The sequence below is a fragment of the Nitrospirota bacterium genome (genome assembly GCA_016212185.1).
In the GTDB taxonomy this organism is placed as follows: Bacteria; Nitrospirota; Thermodesulfovibrionia; order UBA6902; family DSMQ01; genus JACRGX01.
The window spans coordinates 16895-42924 of record JACRGX010000021.1; the positions used below are offsets into that span (position 1 = coordinate 16895).

The 26030-nt window shown below is 45.4% G+C and carries 22 protein-coding genes; 1 reads left to right on the forward strand and 21 read right to left on the reverse strand.

What is annotated here, in order from left to right:
• Window positions 1–121: 121 nt before the first annotated feature.
• The 20 genes from HZA10_01920 to HZA10_02015 form a co-directional block, all read right to left on the reverse strand.
• Window positions 122–1153 carry a response regulator gene (locus tag HZA10_01920; protein MBI5195060.1) on the reverse strand — a complete coding sequence of 344 codons (1032 nt, stop codon included), beginning with the start codon at window positions 1151–1153 and terminating at the stop codon, window positions 122–124.
• Between the two features lie 439 nt (window positions 1154–1592).
• The gene (locus HZA10_01925; GenBank protein MBI5195061.1) at window positions 1593–3638 is read right to left on the reverse strand and encodes a molybdopterin-dependent oxidoreductase; all 2046 of its coding nucleotides are present in this window, start codon (window positions 3636–3638) and stop codon (window positions 1593–1595) included.
• A gap of 86 nt (window positions 3639–3724) precedes the next feature.
• Window positions 3725–4309 (reverse strand): 4Fe-4S dicluster domain-containing protein, encoded by a 585-nt coding sequence (locus HZA10_01930; GenBank protein ID MBI5195062.1) that lies wholly within the window; start codon window positions 4307–4309, stop codon window positions 3725–3727.
• A gap of 42 nt (window positions 4310–4351) precedes the next feature.
• Window positions 4352–6154: an SLBB domain-containing protein gene (locus HZA10_01935; protein ID MBI5195063.1), complete on the reverse strand. Its 1803-nt coding sequence runs from the start codon at window positions 6152–6154 to the stop codon at window positions 4352–4354.
• Between the two features lie 206 nt (window positions 6155–6360).
• A complete protein-coding gene (gene nuoE, locus HZA10_01940; protein ID MBI5195064.1) occupies window positions 6361–6834 on the reverse strand; it encodes an NADH-quinone oxidoreductase subunit NuoE in 474 nt (157 codons plus the stop codon).
• A 4-nt stretch (window positions 6835–6838) separates the two neighbouring features.
• On the reverse strand, window positions 6839–8848 hold the full coding sequence (gene cooS, locus HZA10_01945) for an anaerobic carbon-monoxide dehydrogenase catalytic subunit (protein ID MBI5195065.1): 2010 nt from the start codon (window positions 8846–8848) through the stop codon (window positions 6839–6841).
• 150 nt (window positions 8849–8998) lie between these two features.
• The gene (gene cdhC, locus HZA10_01950; protein ID MBI5195066.1) at window positions 8999–11212 is read right to left on the reverse strand and encodes a CO dehydrogenase/CO-methylating acetyl-CoA synthase complex subunit beta; all 2214 of its coding nucleotides are present in this window, start codon (window positions 11210–11212) and stop codon (window positions 8999–9001) included.
• Window positions 11213–11302: 90 nt separating this feature from the next.
• Window positions 11303–12646, reverse strand: coding sequence for an acetyl-CoA decarbonylase/synthase complex subunit gamma (locus tag HZA10_01955; protein ID MBI5195067.1), 1344 nt, complete (start codon window positions 12644–12646; stop codon window positions 11303–11305).
• 101 nt (window positions 12647–12747) lie between these two features.
• Window positions 12748–13686: an acetyl-CoA decarbonylase/synthase complex subunit delta gene (locus tag HZA10_01960; GenBank protein MBI5195068.1), complete on the reverse strand. Its 939-nt coding sequence runs from the start codon at window positions 13684–13686 to the stop codon at window positions 12748–12750.
• A gap of 141 nt (window positions 13687–13827) precedes the next feature.
• Window positions 13828–14616, reverse strand: a complete 789-nt coding sequence (locus tag HZA10_01965) for a dihydropteroate synthase (protein ID MBI5195069.1) — start codon at window positions 14614–14616, stop codon at window positions 13828–13830.
• Between the two features lie 154 nt (window positions 14617–14770).
• Window positions 14771–15538, reverse strand: coding sequence for an AAA family ATPase (locus HZA10_01970; GenBank protein MBI5195070.1), 768 nt, complete (start codon window positions 15536–15538; stop codon window positions 14771–14773).
• Between the two features lie 168 nt (window positions 15539–15706).
• Entirely contained in the window at window positions 15707–16465 is a 759-nt protein-coding gene (locus HZA10_01975) for an FAD-dependent thymidylate synthase (protein MBI5195071.1), read from the reverse strand.
• An 18-nt stretch (window positions 16466–16483) separates the two neighbouring features.
• The gene (gene panB, locus HZA10_01980; protein ID MBI5195072.1) at window positions 16484–17284 is read right to left on the reverse strand and encodes a 3-methyl-2-oxobutanoate hydroxymethyltransferase; all 801 of its coding nucleotides are present in this window, start codon (window positions 17282–17284) and stop codon (window positions 16484–16486) included.
• Between the two features lie 219 nt (window positions 17285–17503).
• Window positions 17504–17932 carry a peptidylprolyl isomerase gene (locus HZA10_01985; protein MBI5195073.1) on the reverse strand — a complete coding sequence of 143 codons (429 nt, stop codon included), beginning with the start codon at window positions 17930–17932 and terminating at the stop codon, window positions 17504–17506.
• A gap of 318 nt (window positions 17933–18250) precedes the next feature.
• Complete coding sequence (locus HZA10_01990; GenBank protein ID MBI5195074.1) at window positions 18251–19099, reverse strand: thermonuclease family protein; 849 nt, start codon at window positions 19097–19099, stop codon at window positions 18251–18253.
• A 39-nt stretch (window positions 19100–19138) separates the two neighbouring features.
• On the reverse strand, window positions 19139–19360 hold the full coding sequence (locus tag HZA10_01995) for a zinc ribbon domain-containing protein (GenBank protein MBI5195075.1): 222 nt from the start codon (window positions 19358–19360) through the stop codon (window positions 19139–19141).
• A gap of 221 nt (window positions 19361–19581) precedes the next feature.
• The gene (fsa, locus tag HZA10_02000) at window positions 19582–20226 is read right to left on the reverse strand and encodes a fructose-6-phosphate aldolase (GenBank protein ID MBI5195076.1); all 645 of its coding nucleotides are present in this window, start codon (window positions 20224–20226) and stop codon (window positions 19582–19584) included.
• 36 nt (window positions 20227–20262) lie between these two features.
• Window positions 20263–21147, reverse strand: coding sequence for a carboxylating nicotinate-nucleotide diphosphorylase (nadC, locus tag HZA10_02005; protein ID MBI5195077.1), 885 nt, complete (start codon window positions 21145–21147; stop codon window positions 20263–20265).
• Window positions 21144–21626: a hypothetical protein gene (locus HZA10_02010; GenBank protein MBI5195078.1), complete on the reverse strand. Its 483-nt coding sequence runs from the start codon at window positions 21624–21626 to the stop codon at window positions 21144–21146. The genes nadC and HZA10_02010 overlap by 4 nt, the downstream gene beginning before the upstream one ends.
• Window positions 21619–24312, reverse strand: coding sequence for a valine--tRNA ligase (locus HZA10_02015; GenBank protein MBI5195079.1), 2694 nt, complete (start codon window positions 24310–24312; stop codon window positions 21619–21621). Before HZA10_02015 ends, HZA10_02010 begins: the two co-directional genes overlap by 8 nt.
• A gap of 207 nt (window positions 24313–24519) precedes the next feature.
• Between HZA10_02015 and HZA10_02020 the strand changes: the two genes are divergently transcribed.
• Window positions 24520–25482 carry an SDR family oxidoreductase gene (locus tag HZA10_02020; protein ID MBI5195080.1) on the forward strand — a complete coding sequence of 321 codons (963 nt, stop codon included), beginning with the start codon at window positions 24520–24522 and terminating at the stop codon, window positions 25480–25482.
• 53 nt (window positions 25483–25535) lie between these two features.
• Here the strand turns inward: HZA10_02020 and HZA10_02025 are convergent, their stop codons facing one another.
• Window positions 25536–26012: a hypothetical protein gene (locus tag HZA10_02025; protein ID MBI5195081.1), complete on the reverse strand. Its 477-nt coding sequence runs from the start codon at window positions 26010–26012 to the stop codon at window positions 25536–25538.
• Window positions 26013–26030: the final 18 nt, after the last annotated feature.

Here is a 26030-nt window from a genome sequence, read left to right on the forward strand (position 1 = left end):
ACCACAAAAATCTAGCGCCACTGGGGCACAGAGCCTTTCATTGCAAAATTATCAATTAGCATTTTAAAATGCTAATTTTAAATGCTAACTTTACATTGATAAATTTACATTGTATCCTGTATCATTTCTTATACTTCTCCAGTTCGGCAGTCAACCTTTCTATCTCATGCTTCAGTTTTTCTATTTCATGTTTAAGCTCTTTCATCTTAAGCTCCCTGCCGATTGACGCTTCGTAAAATTTCTCCAATTCCTCCATTTTTTTTTGGGTCTCTTCTTCCGCTGTCTTGCGCTCTGTGATCTCTATGCTGGAAACCACTATTTCCATCGGCTTGCCGTTATCATCACGCACCAGCCTTGCATCATCCCTGAGCCAGATGTATGTTCCGTCTTTGCGTCTGAAGCGGCACTCAAAAACAGTCTGTCCCTTTTCAAACAACTGTGCAAATTCTTTCAAAATACGGTCACTGTTTTCAGGGTGAATATTGTCCGCCCAAAAATTTCGGTTCTCCACAAAATACAAGGCGTCGTAGCCTGTTTGTGCTGCCGCATTTTCACTGATAAAAGTAATGTCGTAAGGAGGTTCAACTTCCATGGAAAAAATAACTGCAGGCGCATATGAAAGCAGGTACTGAAGCCTCTGCTGGACTGCAAAAATCTCTTTCTTTGCCGTCTCAAGCTCCCTGACTTTTTCCTCAAGCTTTGCCGCTACAATCTGGCTGTACTTCTCAAGGAATTCTTTATGTTCTTCAAGAAGCTCCGCAGTGACAGGCTTTTCTCTTTTAAGGCTCAACACCTCAAGGGTGCTGTTAATCTCATCCCAGAATTCATTAGGCTCCTTTGGTTTTATAATGAACTCATCTGCGCCCAGAGATATGGCAAGCCTTGCCTCATCATGACCGGTATAAACAGCAGAATAAAAAATAAAGGGGATTTTCTTAATTGATTCATCCTGCCTGACGGCTCTTAAAAACTGGAAGCCGTCCATCCTCGGCATCAGGGCATCGGAGATAATCAGGTCAGGCTTATGCGTCTTAGCCTTTTCAAGCCCTTCTAACCCGTCAGAAGCCTCTATCACCTCATTGCCGTGATATACAAGGTTATACTTCAAAAGCCTTCTGTCATCAGCATTATCTTCAACGATAAGAATTCTCATAGCACCCCCGGGGTTAAAAAAGAAGTTAAGAAAATAAGAAGATAAGAAGTTGAGTTAAAAACAGAATTTATCTGCATTTTTCTCCATTTCTTAATTTCTCAACTTCTCAGCTTCTTGTCTATAATAGAGTGTATCTTCTCCATAATCCTAATCGGATATATCGGTTTTCAATATACCCGCTGCATCCTGCCTCGAACTTGAATTCCTCTGTAAACCTCCGGTTTGACATAGACACCTCTTCCTTTGCTTCCAATTTTACCTTTAATTGTGTCTATTAAACCGGGGCAAGTCCAGTTCTTCTTCTTTTAGCGGGTACTTAAATGCCGCATTAATCGTGGAATATGCCGTTGTCATAAGTAATTATACATCTAACAACCGATTTTACAAAATAAAAAAAGGCGGCGTTTTCTTAAACGCCGCCTTCATGGTCTTAATTTTTCTAAACCGCTGCCGCCTTTTCCGCTTCCTTAAGCCATAACAGCCTTGACGAGCAAACGAGGGGCTCATTGACAGACTGAGTGAATTCCGCAGGGTCCATATCAAGCCCCTGCTTTTTCTCAAAGGGGCTGACTTTCTGTTTTGCGCCTTTTTCAAATGTAGTTTTAAACTTTGCGGCTGATTCCTTAATGGGCGCGCCCATTGCTTTTGAAAGCGCAATAAAAATGTCTTTGTGCTGTTTTGCCTCGCCATGAGGTTCAACTGCCATTGTCACATTCTTGACCTTGCCTAAATAATTTACAATCGTTCCATCTGATTCAAGAAACGCCGCAGAGGGAAGAACTATATCAGCCTGTTTTGCAAGCTCTGTAAGATATGATGTCTGGACAATGAGCAGCTCAACGTCCGGTCTTTTATTGACAGGCGGTTCGCCGATTACGTAGAGGACTTTAATCCCTTTGCCTTGAACCATTTCGCTGTAGGTTTTGCCGTCTGAAGTCAAGCCCATTGCAATAACGCCCCGTGCATTAGCTTCGTAAGGCACTGCGGCAACCTTGGCATTGATAATCATGCTGATATTTTTTGCCGCTCCGAATAATGAAGGCGCCGTTAAGATGACAGGCTCTTTTGCCGCAGTTAAAAGCTCCACTGCCTTTTCCGCTTCTTCAGTGACATCAACATTTGCGATCTCCGGCTCCAGTTCCTTCGGCGCCTTAATGCCGTTTAAAATCATGGCCCTTGCAATACGGGCAAATGTCTGCGCCTCATCACCCTGAATGTTCAGGTTTGCTATAAATGACAGCCCCCCGTGCCCTCTCTTATCAAGGGGTGGGGTATTATTTATCACAATTAGTTTTGCGCCCCTTGAAACCATTTTCCTGATTCCCGCATCAAGCGCCGGAAGCGCCCTTTCCCACTGTGAGGGATTAAGCCCTGCAACAATAAACAAGTCCGCTGAATCCATCTGCACCGTATTGGAATATTTCATAGATTCGGCGTCAGCATAAAGGCTGACGGTCGTATCAACATTCTTTGTCTTCACGGCATCCGAGGCAAACTTAGCGAGGACAAACGCATCCTGATTTAAAATCCCGCCCGCGCTTATAATGCCGGCGGCTTCGCCTGCATTTTTCAGTCCTCCGGCAACCGTCTTTAAGGCATCATCCCATGAAGTTTCCTTAAGCTCCTTGCCGGTTCTCTTCAGCGGCGCCGTAACTCTTGCATCCGATAAAAGCGAATCAAATCCGAATCTGCCTGTTGCGCAGATATATCTTTCCACAGAGCCCTTGTCTGCGCCTGCATTTACCTTGACCGCTTCTCCGTCTCTTGTGCTGACTGTAATGTCACAGGCGTTTCCGCAGGAAAGGCATACTGATTTAATTTTTGTGTATTCCCATTCCCTGCCCTTTCTCCACCTGTCAGCCTCAAGAAGGGCATTTACAGGGCACACATCAACACAGCTTCCGCAGAATGTGCATGACGACTCCTGAAGTGGTTTGTCCATTGCTGTGACAACCTTTGCGCCGACGCCCCTGCCCATAAATTCCAGGACATTGGTCCCCTGCTCCTTGCAGACCCTTACGCACCTTCCGCAAAGTATGCAGTAATCAGGGTCGCGCTTTATGAACGGGTTTGCCTCATCAATAGGATAGCCGAATTTCTTTCTCGTAAATGACGACTCCTTCAGTTCAAAGTCATAGGCATATTTCTGGAGCTTGCATACGCCCGCCTTTGTGCAGGTCATGCAGTCAAGCGGATGGATGGAGAGGATAAGGTCAATGACGAATTTTCTCATCTCCTGAATTTTTTCGGTCTGCGTGTTTACGACCATGCCTTCTTTGACTTTTGTAGTGCAGGCAATCATAGGAGCCTTTGAGCCTTCAATCTCAACAAGGCAGAGCCTGCATGCGCCCACGCCTCTCAGGCCTTTCATGTAGCAGAGGTTGGGGATGTGAATCCCTGCGGTCTTAGCCGCAGCAATAAGGTTCATGCCTTCAGACGCATGGACCTCTTTCCCGTCTATTTTAAGATTAACTGTCTTTGACATTTGAAACCTCCGTCTTTAATTAATTCAAAATTGTTCAACATTGTTTAAGTCGTTTAAGATTGTTCAACCTTGAACACTTGAACGATTTAAACCGCTTGAACAGCCTCTTTTTCTGTTGTAATTTCTATCGCCTTAAACGGGCAGACCTTGATGCAGTCCCCGCATTTCGTGCATCTCTTCACGGCTATCTCATACGGCTGATACCCTGAAAGATATGATTTCTTCTTCTCGCCTATGATTGCATAATCTTTACAAGCGTCAAGGCAGATGCCGCACATCGTGCACTTTTCAGGGAGAATGACATATTTAATAAGGCTGTGACATTCCCCCTCGGGACAAACCCCTGTAAGATGTCCCCTGAACGCCTCTGTATCAATATAATCCATTATGAATTTTGCAGTGTCTTTGCCCTTTTTGCACATTGAGGCTTCAAGCATATTTTCTGCAATTCTTTTTAAACGCAGAATATCCTCTTCACTGCCTATGCCTTCAGACAAATTCCTCAGACGTATCCTTGCCTCATAACTTCCGAATGAGCAGGGGAAACACCTGCCGCACATAGGACCTGCGAGAAATTCATCCACAAAATATAATGCCCTCTGCACCAGGCATTTTTTCTCCTCAGCCTCTTTTTTTATGTCCTCAAGTTTTTTTTCTTTTATTTCGTTCATCGCGTTTGTCGCGTTGCGTTTATTGCGTTTGCGCTATAATGTTCAACGCTGTACGCTATAATGTTTCTGTTTCTCAACCTTCACCGCGTCTATCGGGCATGCAGTGTAGCATGCCTTGCACTTTGTGCAGTAATCCTGATCTATGAAAAATTTATTCCTCAATTCCTTTACTGCCCCAAATACGCAGGCCTGTTTGCATAATCCGCAAAGGAAACATTCCGAGTGTTCAATAGTGTAAACCCCAAGTCCGCTGCAGACATTGGCCCTGCAGTATTTGTCTTTAATGTGCTCTTCGTATTCTTCGCGGAAATATTTAATCGTTGTTAAAACAGGGTTGGGCGCGCTGCTGCCGAGTCCGCAGAGGGCTCCGGCAACAATCTTTTTGCCGAGGTCTTCAAGCCTTTCAATATCGCCTTCCTGCCCCTGACCCGATGTAATCTTTTTAAGTATATCCAGCATCTGGGACGTCCCGATCCTGCAGGGGGGGCATTTTCCGCACGACTCGGACTGTGTAAATGAGAGGAAGAACTTTGCGACATCCACCATGCAGGTCTCTTCATCCATGACAACCATGCCGCCTGAACCCATCATGGAGCCGACTGAAATAAGCGAGTCAAAGTCCACAGACAGATCCAGATATTTCTCAGGGATGCATCCGCCTGATGGCCCTCCTGTCTGAACCGCCTTGAATTTTTTGTTTCCGAGTATGCCGCCGCCTATCTCGTATATTATTTCCCTTAACGTAATCCCCATCGGGACTTCCACAAGCCCTGTATTTTTAACCTTGCCCGTGAGTGCAAAGACCTTTGTGCCGGGCGAGTTTTTTGTGCCTATTGAAAGGAAATAGCCTGAACCCTTTTCAACAATCACAGGAACGCATGCGTAAGTTTCAATATTATTAAGGTTGCTCGGGAATCCCCACGGTCCTCCTCCGGGCTCTGAAAGCCTCGGCGGTCTTACCCTCGGAAAACCCCTTTCTCCCTCAATAGAGGCAACAAGCGCCGTTGACTCGCCGCACACAAACGCGCCTGCGCCTTCTCTTATGTCAACCGTAAATTTAAAATCAGTGCCCAGAATATTCTCACCTAACAATCCCAATTCTTCAGCCTGTTTTATTGCAAGATTTAAATTTTTGACTGCAAGCGGATATTCGTGCCTGACATAGATAAACCCGTACTGCGCGCCTATGGCATATGCGCAAAGCGCCATTCCCTCAAGAAGGCTGTGCGGATCGCCTTCCATAATAGACCTGTCCATAAATGCGCCTGGGTCGCCCTCATCGCCGTTTGCAATGACGAATTTTATTTTGCCGGGCGCTCCCTTTGAATGTTTCCACTTCCGGCCTGCCGGAAATCCCGCTCCTCCCCTTCCCCTGAGATTCGCTTTATCAACCTCGTTTAAAACATCGTCAGGCGTCATGGATAAGAGGGCTTTTTCAAGAGCCTTGTATCCGCCCACTGCAAGGTAATGATTTATGTTGCAGGGGTCAATCCTGCCGTTATTTCTGAGCGCAATCCTAAGCTGTTTTTTATAAAACGGAATCTCGGTCATCAGGGGCACAGGTTCGCTCAGGAAATTGTCTCTGTAAAGTCCCTGTCTGTAAGGCGCTCCGCCCAAGATTGTGTATCCCACAATCCATGACACATTTTCAGGTTTTGTCCTCTGATAAAAAATATCCGCAGGCTCTATCTTGAGGACCGGTCCCTTCTGGCACAACCCCTGACAGCCTGTCTTTACTATTTCAAGGGACACGTCTCTTTTGCCTGCCTCGGTTTTAAATGTGTCAATAACCTTATACGCGCCGGTGGCAGTGCATGCAGTGCCGCAGCAGACCTTGGCCCTCATAGTGTCCAGCTTGAATGTTTCCTGCTCAAGCGTCTTTCTGAGTTCCCTGAGTTCGTTTATGTTTTTAAGTCTTGCCATAAATAACTGACCGTTTAAAGTCGTTCAACATTGTTTAAACCGTTCAAAATAAAAAGATTGTTCAACATTGTTTAAATCGTTTAATCATTCCATATTGAACTATTTAAACAATTTTAAACCACGTTGAACTATTGTCTTACCGCCTCTATAATCTCCTCAATCTTTTTCATATCAATTTCGCCGACAATGTCTTCATTAACCGTTGCAACAGGCGCCAATCCGCAGCAGCCGATACAGCCAACAGTTTCAAGCGTCATTGAAAGGTCCGGCGTAGTCTCGCCCTCTTCCAAGTTAAATTCATCCTTAATTTTATTGAGCACCTTTGAAGCGCCTCTTACATGGCATGCAGTGCCGGTGCATACCCTTACGATTTTTTTGCCCCGCGGAGTAAAATAAAACTGCTTATAAAATGTCGCTGTGCTGTAAACATCAGACATCGGAATATCAAGCTTTTTAGACAAAGCCTTGAGCGCATCTCCGGGAAGAAAGTTGTACTCATGCTGAATCTTCTGAAATGCGTGAATCAGTATCCCGCGTTTCTTCTGCTTCTCGGTTAATACTTCGCCGATATGTCCGATAATCTCATCAGGTTTTATATCCATCTCGTCAGGACCCTGCCTCATTTATCCCGCCGACGCCTGCATGAGGCGCCGCCGCCTTTTCAAGAATTCTCCTTGCCGCCATATCCATGAGAACCCTCTCTGCGCCGAATTTTCCGGGTTCGTATTTTCTAAGCTTAAGCGCCTCTCTTGCCTTGTCAATGTAATTAAGCGCCATGGCAAGTATCTTTTCAGGGTCAGGTTCAAAATGAAGCGCCCCCATAAAGCGTTCAAACCAGACCTCTGTCATTATCTTTGTAACCTCTTTGCTTGCGCCCACAGGAGATTCGCCTCCGAATATGACCGGAACGCCTGATGCCGCAAAATAGCATCCGATGGATATCGCCTTTTCAGTTATAAACTCCGGCGCAATGCCGACGGCAGGCATTCCTCCAATTTCATCGGACAGTCCGCCTTCCTCAGCCATTGCGCTTGCAATGGTCAGTATCCGCGTATTGTCAACGCAGGCCCCGAGATGCAGTATCGGCGGAATTCCGATTGCCACGCAGACCTCTCTCAATCCGGGTCCTGCATGTTCAAGCGCCATCTCAGGGGTCAGAAATCCCGCAGTGCCGCATGAAGCAGAACTGCATCCCGTTGATACGACAAGCACGTCATTTTTTATAAGCTCGGTGGCTAAAAATTTATGTATGCCGGTGGCAGGGACTCTCGGGTTATCACATCCAGCTAAGCCTACAACACCGCGGATCCTGCCTGCCATTATTGCATCATTCAGGGGTCTGAACGATGCGCGCCATCTTCCGCCCTGCATGTATTCAATGTATTCCTGTGAGAAGCCCGCTATCACTGGAAATTTTTCCGTAATATGGCTTCCCTCTGTTTTCCTGTTAGGAAAATTATCAATGGCTGTTCTCACTATCTCCCTTGCAATCTCCTTGGCCCTGTGTTCGTCAAACTGCACATGCGTTGCGCCGGGTATCTTTACCTTTTCTGAGGTCGTTATGACCTTTGTATGAAACTTTTTTGAAAGCTGTGCGAGCGCAGGCATAATGCACTGGACATCCACAACCATCGCCTCAATAAGCCCTGTCATAATGCCGAGTTCCTGATTGGTGAATCCGCCAGCAGTAGGAATCCCGTGCCTCATCATCACTTCATTTGCCGTACAGCACATCCCGCCGAGGTTTATTCCCTTGGCTCCTTTTGATTTTGCGTATGCAATCATCTCAGGCTCGTACACAACATCTACTATCATCTCGGCAAGGGTCGGTTCATGACCGTGAATAACAAGATTGACCTCGTCATCTTTAAATATACCGAGGCTTGCCTCTGCCTTTACAGGTCCCGGCGTTCCAAAGAGTATGTCCGTAATGTCTGTGGATATCATGCTCCCGCCCCAGCCGTTTGCAAGCGCCGCCCTCAGGGCATGAGTCAAAATGGAGTCGGCGTCGGCGTCCATGCCCATTGTGGTCCGGTCCAGCACTTCAGCGATTTCTCTGTCAACGCCTCTCGGAATAATGCCGAATTTCTTCCATCTTTCCTGAGTCTTTTTGGGAGCCCTTTTTATGTAATTCACCTCGCCTCTTTGCCTGCCGAAGTCTTCAAGAAATCTCAAGGCCACGTCTTTTGCCGCATCATTAACAGGCCTGCCCTCAAATTCAATTCCGAGTATGCCTGCAACTTTATAAAGTTTTTTTACGTCTTTTATCTGAAAGTCCTTTGTCTCTCCGTTGGCAACAGCAAGAAGGGTAAACACCATATCCCTGCCGTGGTCTCCATGACACGCGGTTCCTGCCGCAACCATTCTCGCCAGATTCCTTGCCGCAATAACCGGAAGGGATGCGCCGCAGATGCCATGAACTTCTTCCTCCGCATTTTTACCCACAAGCCTGCATGGACCCATGTGGCAGACCTTACAGCATGCCCCGCTCTCGCCAATGGGGCAGGATTTTAGTTTTTCAGCCCTTGAAAAGCAGGTTTCTATTCCGCGGGATTCGCCCCACTCCAGAACCTGCGCCGCTTCTTTATTTGCCGTCTTTATAACCTTGTCGTCCATATAACCTCCAATTTTCTATCAAATTCGGAATATAGTCATTTTGGCTTGTTCCGTCATTCCGACTTGTTCGGAATCCTTCCTTAATTAAGAAAGATTCCCGACAAGCGGGAATGACAAGATAGAATTTATTCCGCAATCCACATTCCCCCTTTAAAACATCGGATCCATCTCAAGCGCGGGATGTCCCTTGCTTGTGAGGAACTCAAGTAATTTTTCAGAGTCTTCGCAGACAGTGTCATCGGCTATCTTATCAAGCAGGTCCGGCACGCCTTCTTCTTCCGCCCTCTTTTTGAAATCTTCTCCGATTCTCTCCTTTAGGCTCTTTGTCATCCAGACAATTCTTTTAATGCCGCCGTCTGCAAAGAGGAATTTTTTGCTTGTGATGAAATTTACTCCGATTCCCATAAAACCGGGGTTCTGCGCTCCGCCTCCGACCGTCCCTGCCAGCGTTGAAAACTTCATGCCCGCAGGCGTCATGCCCGTGTGCCCCCTCTGGACCAGCATAATTCCGTTGGCCTCGGGGATTATCGCAACAATACATTCAAAACACCCGCAGGAAGTCATGGGATTATCCATTATTGTATATAAATTCAGCGTCTCCACCTTTCCGGCTGAATTACTCTTTAAATAATCATCAACACCTGCCCATCTGCCCTTGTTTGCATCAATGGCCTCACCTTTTAAAATAGGCTGATTGCCTCCGGTCGGGTCAATTTCAAATGCCGCCCTTGTATCAAGCCAGTTGTATGCGCCGCAAAGGCCAAGGCGTTCAGGGCTTATCACACAGACATGCGAAGGGGCAAACGACTGGCAGAGAAGACACGAATAGAAGGTGTCAACCGATTCATCTATCAGACCTGCAAGCCTGAGATCCCTTTCCCTATAAACTTTGTGCGCTTCATCCTGTAATGCAAGCACTTCTTTCTCATCCACATAAAGCGTCACCTGCACCTTGTCAACGATTGACTTAAAGCGGTGATGAGCCATTGTGTTGTGTATCACGCCGATATGCTCCAGCGTGATTCCGTCCTTGTATGCCTGATTGCTGATTCTCATCCACACAATGTCGCGCTGTCCCATATGCCAGAGTCCCTGCGCCTCATTTATGTTGTGATGGAGTTTTCTCTCTATAATCGCCTCAAAGTCTTTCTGCATCTTCCTGCCGGCGACATCTATCACTATTGCCATAGGCATCACGCCGCCTTTTTTGTATCTTTCCTCAACATCTGCGCCGACAATAGTTACCTTGCCGTCTTCTATTTCATGAAGCTCTTTGGTCCTCACCCATTCAAACGCAGGAGAGCGCTGTCCGCCGAATTCAATGAACATATCCTCTTTTCTGATTCTCTCACCCTCAAACGCAGGCCCGTATGCAACGGGAATCGGCGGCTTCTCAACCGTAACTTTAAGCCCTCTTACTTCAATAGCCCTCTGCACAATTTTATTGTGGTCCAGCTCTTTGTCCACATGCTCGTAAGTGCATACTCCGGTTGGATGAATGACCGGTACGTCCGTATCGCATACTGCAGGGAATCCCATGTTGATTGCGCCTGCGCCCGTGGACCATTTGACGTCATCAAGCTCTCCGAGCACAATGGCAAATGCAAAAACGCGGTCTTTCTGGTATTTGAGATGCTCTCTGAAATCAGCAGGTTTTTTTCCGCCGAATATGAGGGACGCCCTTATGGCCCAGTCAAGCGCATAGAGCGTATGCTCCGTCTCCGGTCCGAGCGGAACGATGTAAGTATCCCATCCGAGAGTGACATTCTTTTTTAACAGTTGTTTTGTGACGCAGGTAATATTGTCGTTTTTATCTTTTGACTGTCCTGAAAGGAATATAAGGATGTTTTTTTCCTGCAGTTCCCTGACAATTTTAAGCGCCGTATCCTCGTCAGGCGCCGCTCCGATGATAGCCGCAAAGCCCGGCATCCTCCCGTCAACAAGCTGTATGCCGAGATTCCTCTGTATTGTGTCTGTTATAAATCCGTTATAAACATAACCTGTTTCAGAATCAGTCACAGGCTCAAGCCCGTTTATGTATTTTAACGCCAGAATGATCTCTTCGGCAAAAAGCGTTGCCATACCTGAATCAAGCGCCTCTCCGAGATACGGTTTCCAGATGTGCGCCTCAGGCTCAGGATGAAGCATTTCCTTTGCCATCCCGAGGCCGGCCTTCATGTCGGCAAGGGTTTTAACCGCAAAGCCTGTCATGGCATAAATCATAGGCAGATAAAATGCCGTGTCGGGAAATTCAAATACAAAGTCTTTGCCTTTTTCAGCAATGGCTTTATCAAGCATCTGCTCTGCATCCTGCACAAGTTTGTGAGAGCCTCTGATGGCGGCCGAGGCAATTATCTTAGACATTGCTACCTCCTGTATTTAATCAGAACTCAGAACCAAGAACCCAGAACTCAGACTTGTTGATTCATAATCTGTGCTCTGTGCTCTCAAAATTTATGCTGTTCTGCTTTTTAAAAACGACGGAAGAGCGTTTGCCTCTCTCGGGCCTACGGTAATCTTCCATCCCTCAAGCTTATCTTCAAGGGCGCCGCTCAGGATAGCAACCTGTCCCGGGATTATGAGCTCCCTGTGCTTGACCTGATTTTCTACACCGCTGTCTTTTATAAACTGCGCTATCTTTGCAGCAGTGAATTTCCCCGCCGCCCATGCAGTAAGCACTGATAATCCTTCACAGTCCATAACGGCAAGATAGCTTGGAACTTTACTGTTTTCAACTTCTCCGGACACAATGAAATATGTGAGGGAGAAATTCGTTGTGATTAATAATGGCGCCTCCGCTGACGGCTCGCCGACCTTGTAAATTTTCTGCTCAACCTGCATCGGCACCTGCGGGTCGGTGTATATGTTCTGCCTTAATGTAAATAATGCCAGGTTCTTCCACTTTTCAATACTGCCGAGCAGCACAATGGATGCATACTTTGCAACTGCAACTCCTGCCACAGCCGCCTCAAGCACGCTGTCTTCCCTTAATGCGGAATTTATAATTGGATAACCGAGAGGTTTAAAACCCTTTTTCAAAGCAGAGCGTCTTATCTGGGTATTGAGTTCTACTATCTCCTTTGCAGTCTTTGCGCCCGGGTCCATCACAATGTCCTCAACGCCCATCCCCTTAATTTTCTCAGTAAGCGCGCTGAGAGCCTCAAGCCCTTCGGCGCAAACGCCGACCGGTATCTTGTTTGCCTTGGCAATATTAACCATGGCATCTGCATTTGACGCGGTTACACCGTAAAGCAGGGGCTTTTTGCCGGCAATAGTCTTTACTGCTTTCTCTGCCGCAGAGGAATCTTTGCAGTTTAAAATAACCGGAGTATCAGGCGCCTTCTGCGAAATAAGTTTTACCGCTGATTCATACTGGGCGGCATCATTGGATGCAAACTCTATTGAAACTGCGTCAATCCTCAGTTTCTGTCCGACCCTGTCAATTTCAGAGGTCAGAACTTCATCAATTTTCTTATTTAATTCATCATCGTTTAATGTATCTTTTATATTCAGGACAAATACGCACGGGTTGATAAATTTTTTGTCGTGCCTGAATAAGACTGTCTCACCGCCCATTTTAACGGCTTTGCCGCCAGAACCGAGACTAAATGTCCTAATAGGCGGAGCTGACGCCTCGCCAAGCACTTTTTTGGATTCTTCTGATACATCAGGGCATTTTGCAAGGTCTACCTTAGCCTGTGCAAGAGACATTGCAAATGCAAGGCAAGTCGGGAACCCGCATTTTTTACAATTTGTCTTTGGAAGAAGTTTAAATATTTCTACGCCTGATAAAGCCATTTTAACCTCCGTAAAAACTCATTTTAAATTTATCAATTAGCATTTATCATTTTACATTTTGCAATTTGCAATGATAAATTTAACTTGCATTAGTTAGCTTTTTAGACAAGCTCCCCAATCACTTTTTCCACTGTCGCGATTGATTTTGGGTGTCTCATTATTAATAAATTTGCGCCTGCAATAAGCATTGAAGACGCAGTAAGCGCCTCCCACGCAATCCCTCTTTCCTCAATCGCTCCCCACTGAGGCGCGTCGGCCTCGGATGCAAAGGTCTCCTTCACCTTCCAGACATACATGCCCACGTCTCCGATAATCGGCGGCTGCATTGTTGCGTCATTCTGCAAAAGCCCTGCAAGCCTTATCCTCTCCATAACTGAATATGTGTATTCAAGGCCGTATCCGAGGGCTGAACACATCGGGTCGGTAATAAGCCTTTCTTTATCAAAACCCATTTGGGTGATAAGTATGTTCAACTGCTTTGCAAGATTTATATCAAGCTCGGACATTGCAATCAATTTATGATTGTGGGCAAGCGCCGCGGCAACAATGGTCTTATAATTTCCCTCCTGCGCCTTGCCGATAATGCAGTTGCAGCCGCTTGCCGCTTCAGCCGCCGCAACAAGCACAAGCGCATCTTTTTCAATGTGGTTTGAGCCGAGTATTATCAGCGGAATATCAATTGCAGAAAGGACCTCCTTTACAATCTTTGCCGCATCTTGCGCTGAACGGTCTCCCCTGTCCGGGTGCGTCCCTGTCAGCCTCAATGCAACAGCCTGCGCCTTTAATTCATTCTGGCAGTACTGCGCCCATTTAACCGGGTCGGCGCTGACAGAAGCATACTGATTTTTTACAGTATCAGGCCAGTCATCCGGAGATATGTCCTGAATCTCATAAGCAATGACAGGCTTGTTCGGGATGCTTCCTTCAAATGAAAGAAACGGCATTGTGTTTTCGCTGCCGATTTTAAGCGTCTTTGTTTTTCCGAATTCCAGCCCCAAAACCTTTCCGTTGCAAGTTTCCTTAGGAATCATGTAAGACATAATAACCTCCAATTATTAGGATTCAAGCAGTCAAGGGGTCAAGGGTTCCAGTGATTGTTTTATATTTTACTTGAACCCTCGAATCTCGAAGCGAGTCTACGCAAAGAGTCACTCCGACCTTGAATCCGAGAACCCTATCTTTTACATTTCCAGATACGAGTGCGCATAAAGCGTCTTGCCGAGGAATACATCGGTTGTCTTCAATGTATCCATAAGCTCTTTATCAAGAGGATTCATGATCGCCGCCGTAAGCCCCTCATACATTAATAATGTCAGATATACCCGGTCAATCAGCCCTCTCATCTGTTTTGGAACGCCGTTTGAGATATTGCTGAGTCCTACCACAGTCTTCATCGGAGGGTCGTTTAATTCCTGAAACATCTTTATCGCCTTGATGGAATGCATTGCCTGATCCTGCGTAGTGCAGACCTGCAAGATGAGCGGGTCCAGAAAGATGTCTTCAAGCGGCACTCCATACTCTGCCGCTCTGCCCATAATATCAGCGGCTATTGCGCATCTCTCTTCCGCATCCGCAGGAAGTCCGCCTTTGCCTACGGTAAGCGCAATTATCTGCGCATTATGTTTTGCCGCAAGTTCAAGTATTACAAATCGTTCAGGGTCGTTTGATGTGGAATTGATAAGCGCCCTGCCCCACTTATTATTGTGGGCTTTAAGTCCGGCTTCAAGCGCTGATGCGTTTGTGGTGTCAAGGCACAGCGGGGCATGTACCTTTTCCTGAATGCTCTCAACCATCCACTTCATTAAATCTTCACCCTTTTCCTCGGCCGGACCGATGTTGACGTCAATGAAATGCGCGCCTGCCTTCCACTGTGCATCCGCAAGTTCCTGAATAGGCTTCGGGTCGCGGGCATTCATCGCTTCCCTGACTTTTTTAGCAATAACACTGATTTTTTCGCCGATAATAATCATAACCGTTGTCTCCTTTGAGAAATTAATCAGGTTTAAATTGCAGACAACATTGCGTCTGTTCGGAAAAACCTGCCTTTAGAGGAAAGTTTTTAATAATATCACAGAAGATTTTTTCAGTAAAGAGTACTTATGGCGAGATAAGAATTTTAAATAGTTAAGGGATGCCCAGCAAATCCAAAATGTTAAATATTGATACAACAACGGCTGAATCAGCCGGAAGTTCAAAAACCGGCATTCCACGCATGTCAAACTTAAATACAGCCTCGTCCTGAGGCACAAGCCCTACCGTTTTAAGTCCTGATTTTTCAGCTATCTGTTTAAGTTCTTCTCCCTCTTTGCCTGCAACCCTGTTTATCACAAGCATGCGGCTGTCAACATCAAGCTGTAATTCGTCAACAAGGTTATTTATCCTTATTGCAGTCTGAATGCCCTTAACAGTAGGGTCGCTTACTACTATCAGAAGATTAACCCTGTGTGTAGTCCTCCTGCTCAGATGCTCCATTCCAGCCTCATTGTCAATTACTACATATGGATATTTTTCCGAAAGTTTGTCAGTGTATTTGCGTATTATATTGTTTGCGGCGCAGTAGCATCCGGGTCCTTCAGGCCTTCCCATGACAAGCAGGTCAAATTTCTTTGATTCAATGATGGACTGCTGAACTTGATAGTCAAAAAGCTGTTCCATGCTCATGCCCCCGGGACGCTCGGCCCCGCTTCGGACTACAGCAAGCGACTCTTCGCGCAGTTTTCCGATTGTCGCATGAACAGGAACGCCGAGCGCCTCATTCAGGCAGGAGTTGCTGTCAGCGTCAACAGCCAAAACAGGCTTGTGTTTTTTTTCCGCGAGGTAACGGACTATCAGGGCGGCGATTGTCGTCTTGCCAGTGCCGCCCTTGCCCGCAAGAGCTATTACGTATGCCATATTAGTAGTGTTAGGTAAATCTTGTGTATATATTGATTGTTCATCTTATTATAATTTTAGTTTTTTAACCACATAAACGTCATTCCGGCTTGTCCGGAATCTTTTCTTAAATAAAAGTAATAAAGAGGGATTCCCGACAAGCGGGAATGACAACTACTTAATATCTGATCATTTTTTAATCCCGTATTTGTGCCTTACTTCCTCTATCTTCCCGCATGAATATTCGCCCTCGGGGCATGCGGTGTAAAGGCATCCGGGTCCTGCTTTATGAAACAGGGTTGGTGCAGCGTTTTTTACAAGCTTAAGCATTTCTTCTGCCATATGTCTTATCTCCCACTGCGCGCGATTACAGCACCTCTGCCTGAAAAAATGGAGCAGTTCTCTGGCATTCATCGTGACCATAATTTTTGTCTCTGCGGCATTGGGGAGGACAAATCTTGCATCCTGATTGGCTGACTCGCCTTTAACGCCATGTTTATTCAGCCGCTCAACAAGAAAGTCATAGACATTCTGCGCCTCAATCATAAAATTCTCAAAGGCCCTTTTTGCCTCGCTGTCTTCTTTTATTGAAGTTGGAATCACATAATCAAAATCCTGTGTTCTGTGTTCTATATTCTGTGCTCTGCTTTCCGACACATACCTCTGCGACTGCTGTGAGTATGACGCAAGCCTGTGCCTCACAAGCTGGTGCGAGCAGGCCCTTGAAATCCCTTCTATCGCAAACGTAAAGGATGCATGCTCAATAGGACTCATATGCCCCATCTTCACAAGTCTTTCAACAAATGCCTTCTGGTCTTTTGCCTCAATCTTGCCCTTCAGCGATTCAACGTCAGACGGGCTGTAGCAGAGCTTTGCAGCCATTGCAACAGTCTCCTCTGGGTTCGGCGTATAACGCAGAAGGATTACTTTAAGTTTTGACTCAGGCATTATGGAGTCCTTTTTCCTTTATTTAAAACTATGTTCCTCAGAGGGGAAGGTCCCCTTTTCTACTTCTTCTTTATATGACGCAACTGCCCTTAACGCATCCGCCTTTAAATTTGCATACTGCTTTACAAACTTAGGCGTGAATCTTTCAAACAGCCCTATCACATCATGAAGCACAAGCACCTGCCCGTCGCAATGGGGACCTGCACCGATTCCTATGGTAGGGATTGAAAGCTCCTCTGTGATTATCTTTGCAAGTCCGGCGGGGATTGCCTCAAGCAGTATGGAAAACGCGCCTGCATCCTCAACAATATGCGCTTCCTCAAGCAGCCTCTTAGCTGACTCTTTAGTCTTTCCCTGAACCTTGTATCCGCCCATCCTGTGAATTGACTGCGGCGTAAGGCCTATGTGCGCCATCACGGGAATGTCTGCCCTTGTCATTGCCTTGATATGCTCTGTAACCTCTGCCCCGCCTTCAAGTTTTACTGCGGCGGCTCCGCCCTCCTTTAGAAATCTTCCGGCGTTCCTTACGGCTTCTTCAAGGCCTGCCTGATAAGACATAAAAGGCATATCGCCTATGACCATTGCATTTTTTACCGCGCGTGTCACCATTTTTGTATGGTAAATCATTTCATCCATTGTCACGGGGAGCGTATTTTCATGCCCCTGTACCACCATTCCAAGCGAATCACCGACAAGTATCACATCAATCCCAGCCTCATCCACTATCTGCGCAAAAGGATAATCATAGGCGGTAAGCATGCTGATTTTCTTACGCTCCGGCTTCTTCTTTAAAAAATCATGTAGTGTAAATTTAGGCATAAAATTTTAAATATTAGGGATATATACGGATGTCAGAAAAAATTTTAGAGCAACACAATTGCCCGTCATGTTGCCTCTAATGTTTAGTCCTCCAGTGATAAAACCATAAATTTTTGTAACATGACATCTTATAATCTCTGTTGCGTTCTAAAAGTTTTGAGGGCATTCATATATATCCCTGCATACAATAAATTATGTATGACAGTTTTGTTTTTGCTTTTACGCGGATATCTCTACAATTTCCAGGTCAAAGACAAGGTCTCTCCCTGCGAGAGGGTGATTTGCATCCATTGTATAGCCGCCCTCCGTAACGCCTGTCACCGTTGCGACAAATGACTTTCCATCAGGCCTGTTCAACTGAATCTGCTGACCGAGCTGGGGCTCAAAACCCTCAGGGCACTTGTCCTTGGGAAATTCAAAAACCATCCTTTCATTGCGAGGGCCATAAGCCAGATCAACAGGGATATTGATTGTTTTCTTCTCTCCGGCGGACATCCCAATTACTCCGCCTTCAAATCCCGGAATCATCCTTCCGTCTCCTAATGTGAATTCAAGCGGGGCAGCGCCCGCAGATGAATCAACAACTTCTCCGTCATTAATTTTTAAAGTATAATGCACTTTAACTTTATCTCCGTTTTTAGCCTGCATTTTGTCTCCTTTTTGATTCAAGTAATAGGTGTCAGTATAACATAAAAACCCATCTAATTTTTCACTCTGACACTTCATTTAAGCCGGCTGGCATGAATGCCTTTAATTTCAAATTCCAAAATCCAAATGCCAAATAGAATAAAGGCATATGTGCCTGAAAAACTTTAAGGGCAACACCTAAACGTCATGCTGCCTTTTATCAAATAGTTTAAGAGCAAATACTCAAAACTTTTTGTAGCATGACAGATAATAATCATTGTTGCTTTCTTAAAGTTTTGAGGGCATGTATGCCTTTAATTTCAAATGCCAACGCAATGCTTACTGCACCACTCTAATCTGCGACTGCTTATCCATGATTATCTCGGCGCGTCCTTCATAGCTCTTAATCTTCCCGCTCACATCAATGGTCTTTCCTCTGTAGTAATCCGCAGGGTCGGAATGGAATTTCTTTTTATCGTGCTCAAATATAACTGCCGTAAAATTATCAGAGGTGTGAAAATCATTTTTACTGTTAAAAAAAACTGCCCTGCCGCTGTCATAAGATTTTGAAACAAAAAACCTCACAGTCCTGTGCCTGCCGATGTTTTTCAGGGCCTCTTCAGGACATATGGTTCTGACCTCGCCGCAGGTTTTAGCAAAGGACTTATTCCTTTCAACTTCCCTTTCCCATTGCACCTGCTTTTCCCTGTCCCATAAGCCGAGATTGTTTTCCCTTGCATGTCTTTCATACACCTTAAAATCTTCCATGTATTGAAACGGATATTTTGTATAGACAAAACCATAGCCTTGCCTGATAATCTCGGCATTCACAAAAAAATCCTCCAGCCACGCATATCGGAGCAGTCTTCCGTACTTATCAATGTCCTGAGTCCTGTCCCTCTCTTGTTTCAAACAGACCTTCCTGCCGAGAATTAATTCCCTTAATTTCTTGCCTGCCTCTGTCCCAAACCACTGGATATCTTTGCGAGGGTCAACTGTCTCCGGCGTATCCACGCCGATAAGCCTTACCTTGACTCCTTTTGAATATTCAAAGGTATCGCCGTCAATCACCTTTGTGACTGTCTGATAATCGCACTGCTCCGGGTTATTTCCGCCTGCGGAAGAAGCACATAGGGATTCCGTAAAGATAAAAAGGGATAAAATGAAAACTGCGATATGCTTAATCATACTCTGACACTTTGACACTTTGATACTCTGACACTGTTTTTACCGGCATGTACTGCATGACGACGAACTGCACGTGCCGCAGTTTGACCCTGAGGAACCAACCTTCTTTTCCACGCCGCCCATGCCGAATACTGAAAACTTCTTCTTAACATTTTTTGAACTGCACTTGGGGCATAAAATCTCAATAGTTTTATTTGCATTGGAGACGAGCTTTTCAAACTCTTCTTTACATTCCTGACAGTGATATTCAAAAATCGGCATTGCAGTTCCTCTCTATTGTCACCGGAATGACAAACAAAAAACTACTCAACTACAAAGGCATGTGTGTCCGAAAAAGCTGTAGTGCAACACCTAAATGTCATGTTGCCATTTATAAACAGTTCAAAAGCAAATGCTCAAAACTTTTTGCAGCATGACAGACAACAATCATTGTTGCTTTCTAAAGATTTTGAGGGCATATATGCCTTTGCTGGAGAGTCCTTTTACTTCGGCACCTTTTCCCAGTCTTTTAAAAATTTCTCAATCCCTATGTCGGTCAGCGGATGTTTGGCAAGCTGTTCAATAACGGAAAAAGGTATTGTCGCAATATGAGCGCCCATCCTTGCGGCGTCAACGACGTGAAGCGGATTCCGTATGCTTGCGACAATCACTTCAGTGCGAAAATCATAGTTATCGTAAATCTCAAGGATCTGGCTTACAAGTTCCATGCCGTAATGGCTTATATCATCAAGCCTTCCCACAAAAGGACTTACATAGGTCGCCCCTGCCTTTGCCGCAAGCAAAGCCTGCGATGGAGAAAATAAGAGGGTGACATTGGTTTTAATGCCAATGCTTGACAGCGCTTTAGTAGCCTTCAGTCCATCTTTTGTCATAGGAATTTTTACAACGATATTCTGATGAATCATGGATAATTCTTTTGCCTCTGCAATCATCTTTTCCGCCTCAAGGCTCACCGCCTCAGCGCTCACAGGACCATTAACTATACCGCAGATCTCCTTTAGTAATTCCAAGGGTTTTCTGTTTTCTTTGGAAATAAGCGATGGATTTGTTGTAACGCCGTCAATAACTCCAAGCGTGTATGCCTCTTTGATTTCTTTGACATTAGCCGTATCAATAAAAAATTTCATAATTCAATCTCCTTTGTTTTTTTATAGTAGGTATTTTCAGTCAAGTACCTTCATGCTTATATCAACCGCAGGGGCTGAATGGGTGACTGTGCCTGAAGAAATCATGTCAACGCCGGTCTCAGCTATCTGCCTGACATTTTGCAAAGTCACACTGCCGGATGCCTCAATGAGTATGCTGGGATTTTGCCGGCGAATTACTTTTACGGCATTTTTCATCTCTTTGACTGGCATGTTGTCAAGCATAATTATATCCGCGCCTGCGGACAACGCCTGCTTTACTTCTTTGATGTTTTTTGCCTCCACTTCAATTTTCATAATGTGATGCGTTTTGGACCGCGCAAGCCGCACAGCTTTTGTAATCCCGCCGGCTGCGGCAATGTGGTTGTCCTTTATCAGCACACCGTCAAAAAGACCGAATCTGTGATTGTGGCCGCCGCCCGCCCGGACCGCATATTTTTCAAAAAATCTGAGATTGGGAGCAGTCTTCCTGGTATCGGTGATTTTAACGTGGAGCCCTTTCACACATTCAACAAATTTGTGTGTAAGGGTTGCTATGCCCGAAAGACGCTGAAGCAGATTAAGCGCAGTCCTTTCAGCCTTCAGTAAGTCGGCCGTACTGCCGCTGACCCGTGCAATAACATCTCCTTTTTTTACTCTTCTGCCGTCTTTTTTGTCAGCATTAAATTTTATCCCGGCATCCAGCAGGCTGAAAACCCTCCCGGCAAAAGAAATGCCTGCAAGGATAAATTCATCTTTAGCAATCAGCACTGCCTTTGATTTATGGCCCGGGGGTATAACGGCAGACGTTGTTACATCGCAATGACCTATATCCTCTGAAAGGGCATTCATCAAGATTAAATCAAGGTTGAAGCCTGCCTGCCGGACAGGCAGGGATGAAGGTTGAAGGATGAAATTTTTCATTTATTTCTGAGCAGATTAACTAACCCCAGCACTCCACCGACAACAGCGCCGAATGCAAGGGCTGAACGCCAGTCAAGAAGCGTGTTGACATTCCCCTTAACAGTATTTGCAACCATTATCAGGGATGATGCGCTTCCTGCCTTTATTTCCTTTGAAATCATCACGCCGACTGCGCTTTTGTCAATGCTGATTTTTTCCTTTGCCACGGCTAAAGGTGTAAGAGAAAAATTCAATGACGCGTTTTCGGCTATAGTCATTCCGCTGACGCTCTGATTTATATTTAATTCATTGCCCCTTAAGATAAACGCCGCGCCCTGTGTTACATCAATCTTCTCGCCGTCAATTGTAAATGCGCCGACCTGCTGAAGCTCAACGTGCCCGCCTTCAACAGACTTTACAGAACACTGGTTCACATTAATAAACTCGCCTTCCACCATCTGGGCATCGCCTGATTTTACCTCTAAAACTTTCTTACCCATCATGCCTCCCCCATTTTTTGAGTTTTTGTATGTTCACCTTAATTTTTTCAATTTTTCCTATAAATTCTTCATACTTAGCCTTGTTTTCTTCAACAATAGCTTGAGGGGCTTTTGCTGCAAATTCCCGGTTTGTAAGTTTCTTTTTAAGAACAATGGCTGACTCCTCAATTTTAGAAATCTCTTTCTGAAGCCTCTTAATCTCAATGTCCACATCAAAAAGCCCCCTTAAAGGAACAAATATCTCCATCGCAGGTTTTACAACAGTAGCAGAGTCTTCCGGTTTTTGTATATTGTCGCCGATTTCAACGTCCTTGACCTTTGCAAGCTTTGAAATATAACCTACATGTTCCTTTAAAATGTCTTTAGAGCCGTCTGAAGTCTTTATCAGCGCCTTCAACTCAAGGGACGGCGGCAGGTTAAATTCGCCTCTGATATTGCGTATCCCTGTTACGGCATCCATTATAAAGCCCATCTTCTCTTCTACCCTTGCATCTATAATACCATCTTTTGCAGACGGATACTTCTGCACACATAAACTTTCCGCGCCGGCGCGCACTGATGACGGCAAGTCCTGCCAGAGCTTCTCAGTGATAAAAGGCATGAACGGATGCAAAAGCCTGAGCGACGCCTCAAGCACTTGCACAAGGGTGTTTATTGCGGCGCTCCTGACATTCTCATCTTCTCCGTAAAGAGCGGGTTTGACCATCTCAATATACCAGTCGCAAAATTCATGCCATATAAAGTGATATAAAATTCCAGCCGCATCATTAAACCTGTATTCCGCAAGAGCCGCATTGACATCCTGCGCCACTGTTGAAAGCCTGCTCAAAATCCACCTGTCGGCAAGGCTCAGATGCTCAACCCCGCTTACAGGTTTTACATCACCGGGTTGGTTTATGTTCATCAGGATAAATCTTGAGGCATTCCAAATTTTATTTATGAAGTGCCTGTACCCTTCAACCCGGTCCACGGAAAACTTTATGTCCCGGCCCTGAGCGGCAAACGCCGTAAGCGTAAATCTAAACGCATCTGCGCCGTGGGTCTCAATCATTTCTATGGGGTCAATCACGTTGCCCTTTGACTTGCTCATCTTCTGCCCGCTTGCATCCCTGATAAGCGCATGGATGTAAACTGCCTTAAACGGAACTTCTCCCATAAATTTAAGCCCCATCATAATCATCCTGGCAACCCAGAAAAACAGGATATCAAAACCCGTTACAAGTACGCTCGTCGGATAAAATGTCTTCAGGTCGTCGGTGTCGTCAGGCCAGCCGAGGGTTGAAAACGGCCAGAGCGCGGATGAAAACCATGTATCAAGCACGTCATTTTCCTGAACCAATGCTGAAGATTCGGCGCCGCAGTAGGGGCACGCCGCAGGTGTTTCTCTTGATACAATTACTCCATTCTGCGTTCTGCATTTTTCATTCTGCATTTTCTGACAGTACCACACAGGAATTCTGTGCCCCCACCATATCTGTCTTGATATGCACCAGTCTTTGATATTTTCCATCCAGTCAAAATAACTGTTTTCCCAGCCTGAAGGCATTATCTTTATCCTGCCGTCCTTAACCGCCCTGAGCGCCTCGTCTGCAAGGGGCTTTACTTTCACAAACCACTGTTTTGAAAGATACGGTTCAACAACAGTCTTGCATCTGTAACAGTGGCCTAACCCGATAAGATGCTCTTTATACTCGGAAAGGAATCCTTCGGATTTGAGAGCCCTGAGGATGTTTTCCCTGCACTTAAATCTGTCCTGTCCTTGATAAGGGCCTGCCGCTTCTGACATCACGCCGTCGCCGGTCATTATCTTTATAAAAGGCAGTCCGTGCCTTTTTGCGATTTCAAAATCATTCGGGTCGTGCGCAGGCGTCACCTTCACAGCGCCTGTGCCAAAGGATGCATCAACAAATTCGTCTGCAATCACAGGAATCTTCCTGTTTAAGAGGGGCAGTCTCAAAGTCTTCCCTATAATATCTTTATACCTTTCATCCTCAGGATTGACTGCTACGGCTGTATCGCCGAGCATGGTCTCGGGCCTTGTCGTTGCAACCGTGACACTGCCCTCCCCGTCTGCAAAAGGGTAATTTATGAAGTAGAGTTTGCCTTTTACATCCTCATGTTCAACCTCCAAGTCTGAAAGCGCAGTCTGGCATCTCGTGCACCAGTTTATAATGTAATCTCCCCTGTATATCAGACCTTCTTCATAAAGCCGTACAAAGACCTCCCTCACGGCCTTTGATAAACCTTCATCAAGCGTAAACCTTTCGCGGCTCCAGTCGCATGAAGCGCCGAGACGCTTCAACTGATGCACAATTCTGCCGCCGTATTTTTCCTTCCACTCCCAGACCTTTTTGATAAATGCTTCCCTGCCGATTTCGTGGCGGCTTAGACCCTCTTTTTTCAGCTCTTTTTCAACAACATTCTGCGTGGCTATTCCGGCATGGTCTGTGCCCGGCATCCAGAGAACATTAAACCCCGACATCCTTTTCCAGCGTATTAAAATATCCTGAAGCGTCACGTCAAGCGCATGACCGAAATGGAGGGAACCAGTGACATTAGGCGGCGGAATTACAATGCAGTAGGCGGGTTTATCGCTTTTTGATTCAGCCGTAAAATAGCCTTTTTCAAGCCAGAAATTATACCGCTTTTCTTCAATATCCTGAGGGTTGTAGCCTTTTTCAATCATTATGAATACCTGCGAATTGAATAATTAATGGTGGTGAAATTGTATTTCTATTATAAATAAATGTCAAGATATTTAGCACATACTTTATTGTCGGTATCTTTCTGTTTTTAACAGCATTTAATAACTATTTGAACTTTCAAGTTTTTTTAGTTATTATAAAAAAAGTGATAAGAAAACTAATTTGGTGTCAGGAAAGGAGACTTACAGTTGAAAAGAATACTTGTTACAGGCGGCGCCGGTTTTTTAGGCTCTCATCTTTGTGAGAGACTTCTTAAGGAAGGCAATGAAGTAATCTGTGTTGACAATTTTTATACAGGCACACGCTCCAATATCGCACAGCTTTTAAAAAACCCGTATTTTGAGGTCATCAGACACGATATATGTTTTCCCCTGTATGTTGAAGTTGACGAAATATACAACCTTGCATGCCCGGCATCACCGATACATTATCAGTTTGACCCGGTGCAGACGACCAAGACATCTGTGCACGGCGCGATTAATATGCTTGGACTGGCTAAACGCGTGAAGGCAAAGATACTTCAGGCATCTACCAGCGAGGTTTACGGCGACCCCATGATTCATCCCCAGCCTGAAACTTACTGGGGCAATGTAAATCCCATCGGCTTCAGGTCCTGCTATGACGAAGGAAAGCGATGCGCCGAAACGCTTTTTTTTGACTACCGGCGCCAGCATAAATTAAAGATAAAAGTGGCTCGGATATTTAATACATATGGTCCTAAAATGCATCCCAACGACGGCAGGGTTGTAAGTAATTTTATACTTCAGGCGCTCAGAGGGGATAACATTACTATTTACGGCAATGGAAAACAGACGAGGAGTTTTTGCTATGCCGACGACCTGATTGACGGCTTGATTAAGCTGATGAGCACGCCTGATGATTTTACGGGACCCGTGAATCTGGGCAATCCGTCTGAATTTACAATCATGGAGCTTGCAAAAAAAATTATACAGCTCACAAAATCCCGCTCAAAAATCGTATTCGAGCCTCTGCCCGAAGACGACCCCACGCAGAGGAAGCCTGACATTACGCTTGCCAAAAGAATTCTTAAATGGCAGCCCAAGGTGCCGCTTGAACAAGGGCTCAAAAAGACAATCGCGTATTTTAAGAAGATAGAAGTGGATGGGGTCAGGTCTTCATTCTTCACTTAACCCATCCCTCTTTTTATCTTTCATTTATTGTTTCAATCCTTATGTTAATTCTTTCACTTCCCGCCAGATACCTTAATCTTTCCTGCATTAGTTGTAGAGTTAATCACAGCGCCCTTACTATCTAAAAGTGTGCAGATATTAAAACCCACTGCGGCGCTGTCTTTTGTCGTCTTGCCGATTACCTTGAATTGCACTACTGCCAGACTCCCTTTGCCTGCCTGAAGCCCGCTTAATGTCATGTCCACTCCTGCCACTCTTAACTCGCCTGCTGTATTTGTATTTGGTGTCACCATCCAGACGGCAGTTAATTTCCCCGCGCTTACTCCGGTAACCTCCAGCACAGATGCGTCATAGGTTATGTTTAATTTAAATCCAGCTATGCCAGCGGCGTCATCCACCAGCACAGGCATCTCAATCGTTTCCCCAATAACTGCATGTTTGTCATGTATTGAAACCACTGCTGAATAGGCGCTCATCGTCATGCACAGAAAAATAAAAATACTGAATGTTAAAACTATTGTTTTTTTCATCGTAATCCTCCTTTTGAT

What these genes read in the sequence shown, in the direction of transcription:
- HZA10_01935 (MBI5195063.1), bottom strand. Translation starts at nt 6,154, where the DNA reads ATGAGGGCCAAGGTCTGCTGCGGCACTGCATGCACTGCCACCGGCGCG.
- cooS (MBI5195065.1), bottom strand. Translation starts at nt 8,848, where the DNA reads ATGGACGACAAGGTTATAAAGACGGCAAATAAAGAAGCGGCGCAGGTT.
- HZA10_01985 (MBI5195073.1), bottom strand. Translation starts at nt 17,932, where the DNA reads ATGCAGGCTAAAAACGGAGATAAAGTTAAAGTGCATTATACTTTAAAA.
- cdhC (MBI5195066.1), bottom strand. Translation starts at nt 11,212, where the DNA reads ATGTCTAAGATAATTGCCTCGGCCGCCATCAGAGGCTCTCACAAACTT.
- HZA10_01975 (MBI5195071.1), bottom strand. Translation starts at nt 16,465, where the DNA reads ATGCCTGAGTCAAAACTTAAAGTAATCCTTCTGCGTTATACGCCGAAC.
- fsa (MBI5195076.1), bottom strand. Translation starts at nt 20,226, where the DNA reads ATGAAATTTTTTATTGATACGGCTAATGTCAAAGAAATCAAAGAGGCA.
- HZA10_02015 (MBI5195079.1), bottom strand. Translation starts at nt 24,312, where the DNA reads ATGATTGAAAAAGGCTACAACCCTCAGGATATTGAAGAAAAGCGGTAT.
- panB (MBI5195072.1), bottom strand. Translation starts at nt 17,284, where the DNA reads ATGCCTAAATTTACACTACATGATTTTTTAAAGAAGAAGCCGGAGCGT.
- HZA10_01970 (MBI5195070.1), bottom strand. Translation starts at nt 15,538, where the DNA reads ATGGCATACGTAATAGCTCTTGCGGGCAAGGGCGGCACTGGCAAGACG.
- nadC (MBI5195077.1), bottom strand. Translation starts at nt 21,147, where the DNA reads ATGAAAAATTTCATCCTTCAACCTTCATCCCTGCCTGTCCGGCAGGCA.
- HZA10_01995 (MBI5195075.1), bottom strand. Translation starts at nt 19,360, where the DNA reads ATGCCGATTTTTGAATATCACTGTCAGGAATGTAAAGAAGAGTTTGAA.
- HZA10_01955 (MBI5195067.1), bottom strand. Translation starts at nt 12,646, where the DNA reads ATGGCTTTATCAGGCGTAGAAATATTTAAACTTCTTCCAAAGACAAAT.
- HZA10_01990 (MBI5195074.1), bottom strand. Translation starts at nt 19,099, where the DNA reads ATGATTAAGCATATCGCAGTTTTCATTTTATCCCTTTTTATCTTTACG.
- HZA10_01920 (MBI5195060.1), bottom strand. Translation starts at nt 1,153, where the DNA reads ATGAGAATTCTTATCGTTGAAGATAATGCTGATGACAGAAGGCTTTTG.
- HZA10_01930 (MBI5195062.1), bottom strand. Translation starts at nt 4,309, where the DNA reads ATGAACGAAATAAAAGAAAAAAAACTTGAGGACATAAAAAAAGAGGCT.
- HZA10_01925 (MBI5195061.1), bottom strand. Translation starts at nt 3,638, where the DNA reads ATGTCAAAGACAGTTAATCTTAAAATAGACGGGAAAGAGGTCCATGCG.
- HZA10_02025 (MBI5195081.1), bottom strand. Translation starts at nt 26,012, where the DNA reads ATGAAAAAAACAATAGTTTTAACATTCAGTATTTTTATTTTTCTGTGC.
- HZA10_01965 (MBI5195069.1), bottom strand. Translation starts at nt 14,616, where the DNA reads ATGATTATTATCGGCGAAAAAATCAGTGTTATTGCTAAAAAAGTCAGG.
- HZA10_01960 (MBI5195068.1), bottom strand. Translation starts at nt 13,686, where the DNA reads ATGTCTTACATGATTCCTAAGGAAACTTGCAACGGAAAGGTTTTGGGG.
- nuoE (MBI5195064.1), bottom strand. Translation starts at nt 6,834, where the DNA reads ATGGATATAAAACCTGATGAGATTATCGGACATATCGGCGAAGTATTA.
- HZA10_02010 (MBI5195078.1), bottom strand. Translation starts at nt 21,626, where the DNA reads ATGGGTAAGAAAGTTTTAGAGGTAAAATCAGGCGATGCCCAGATGGTG.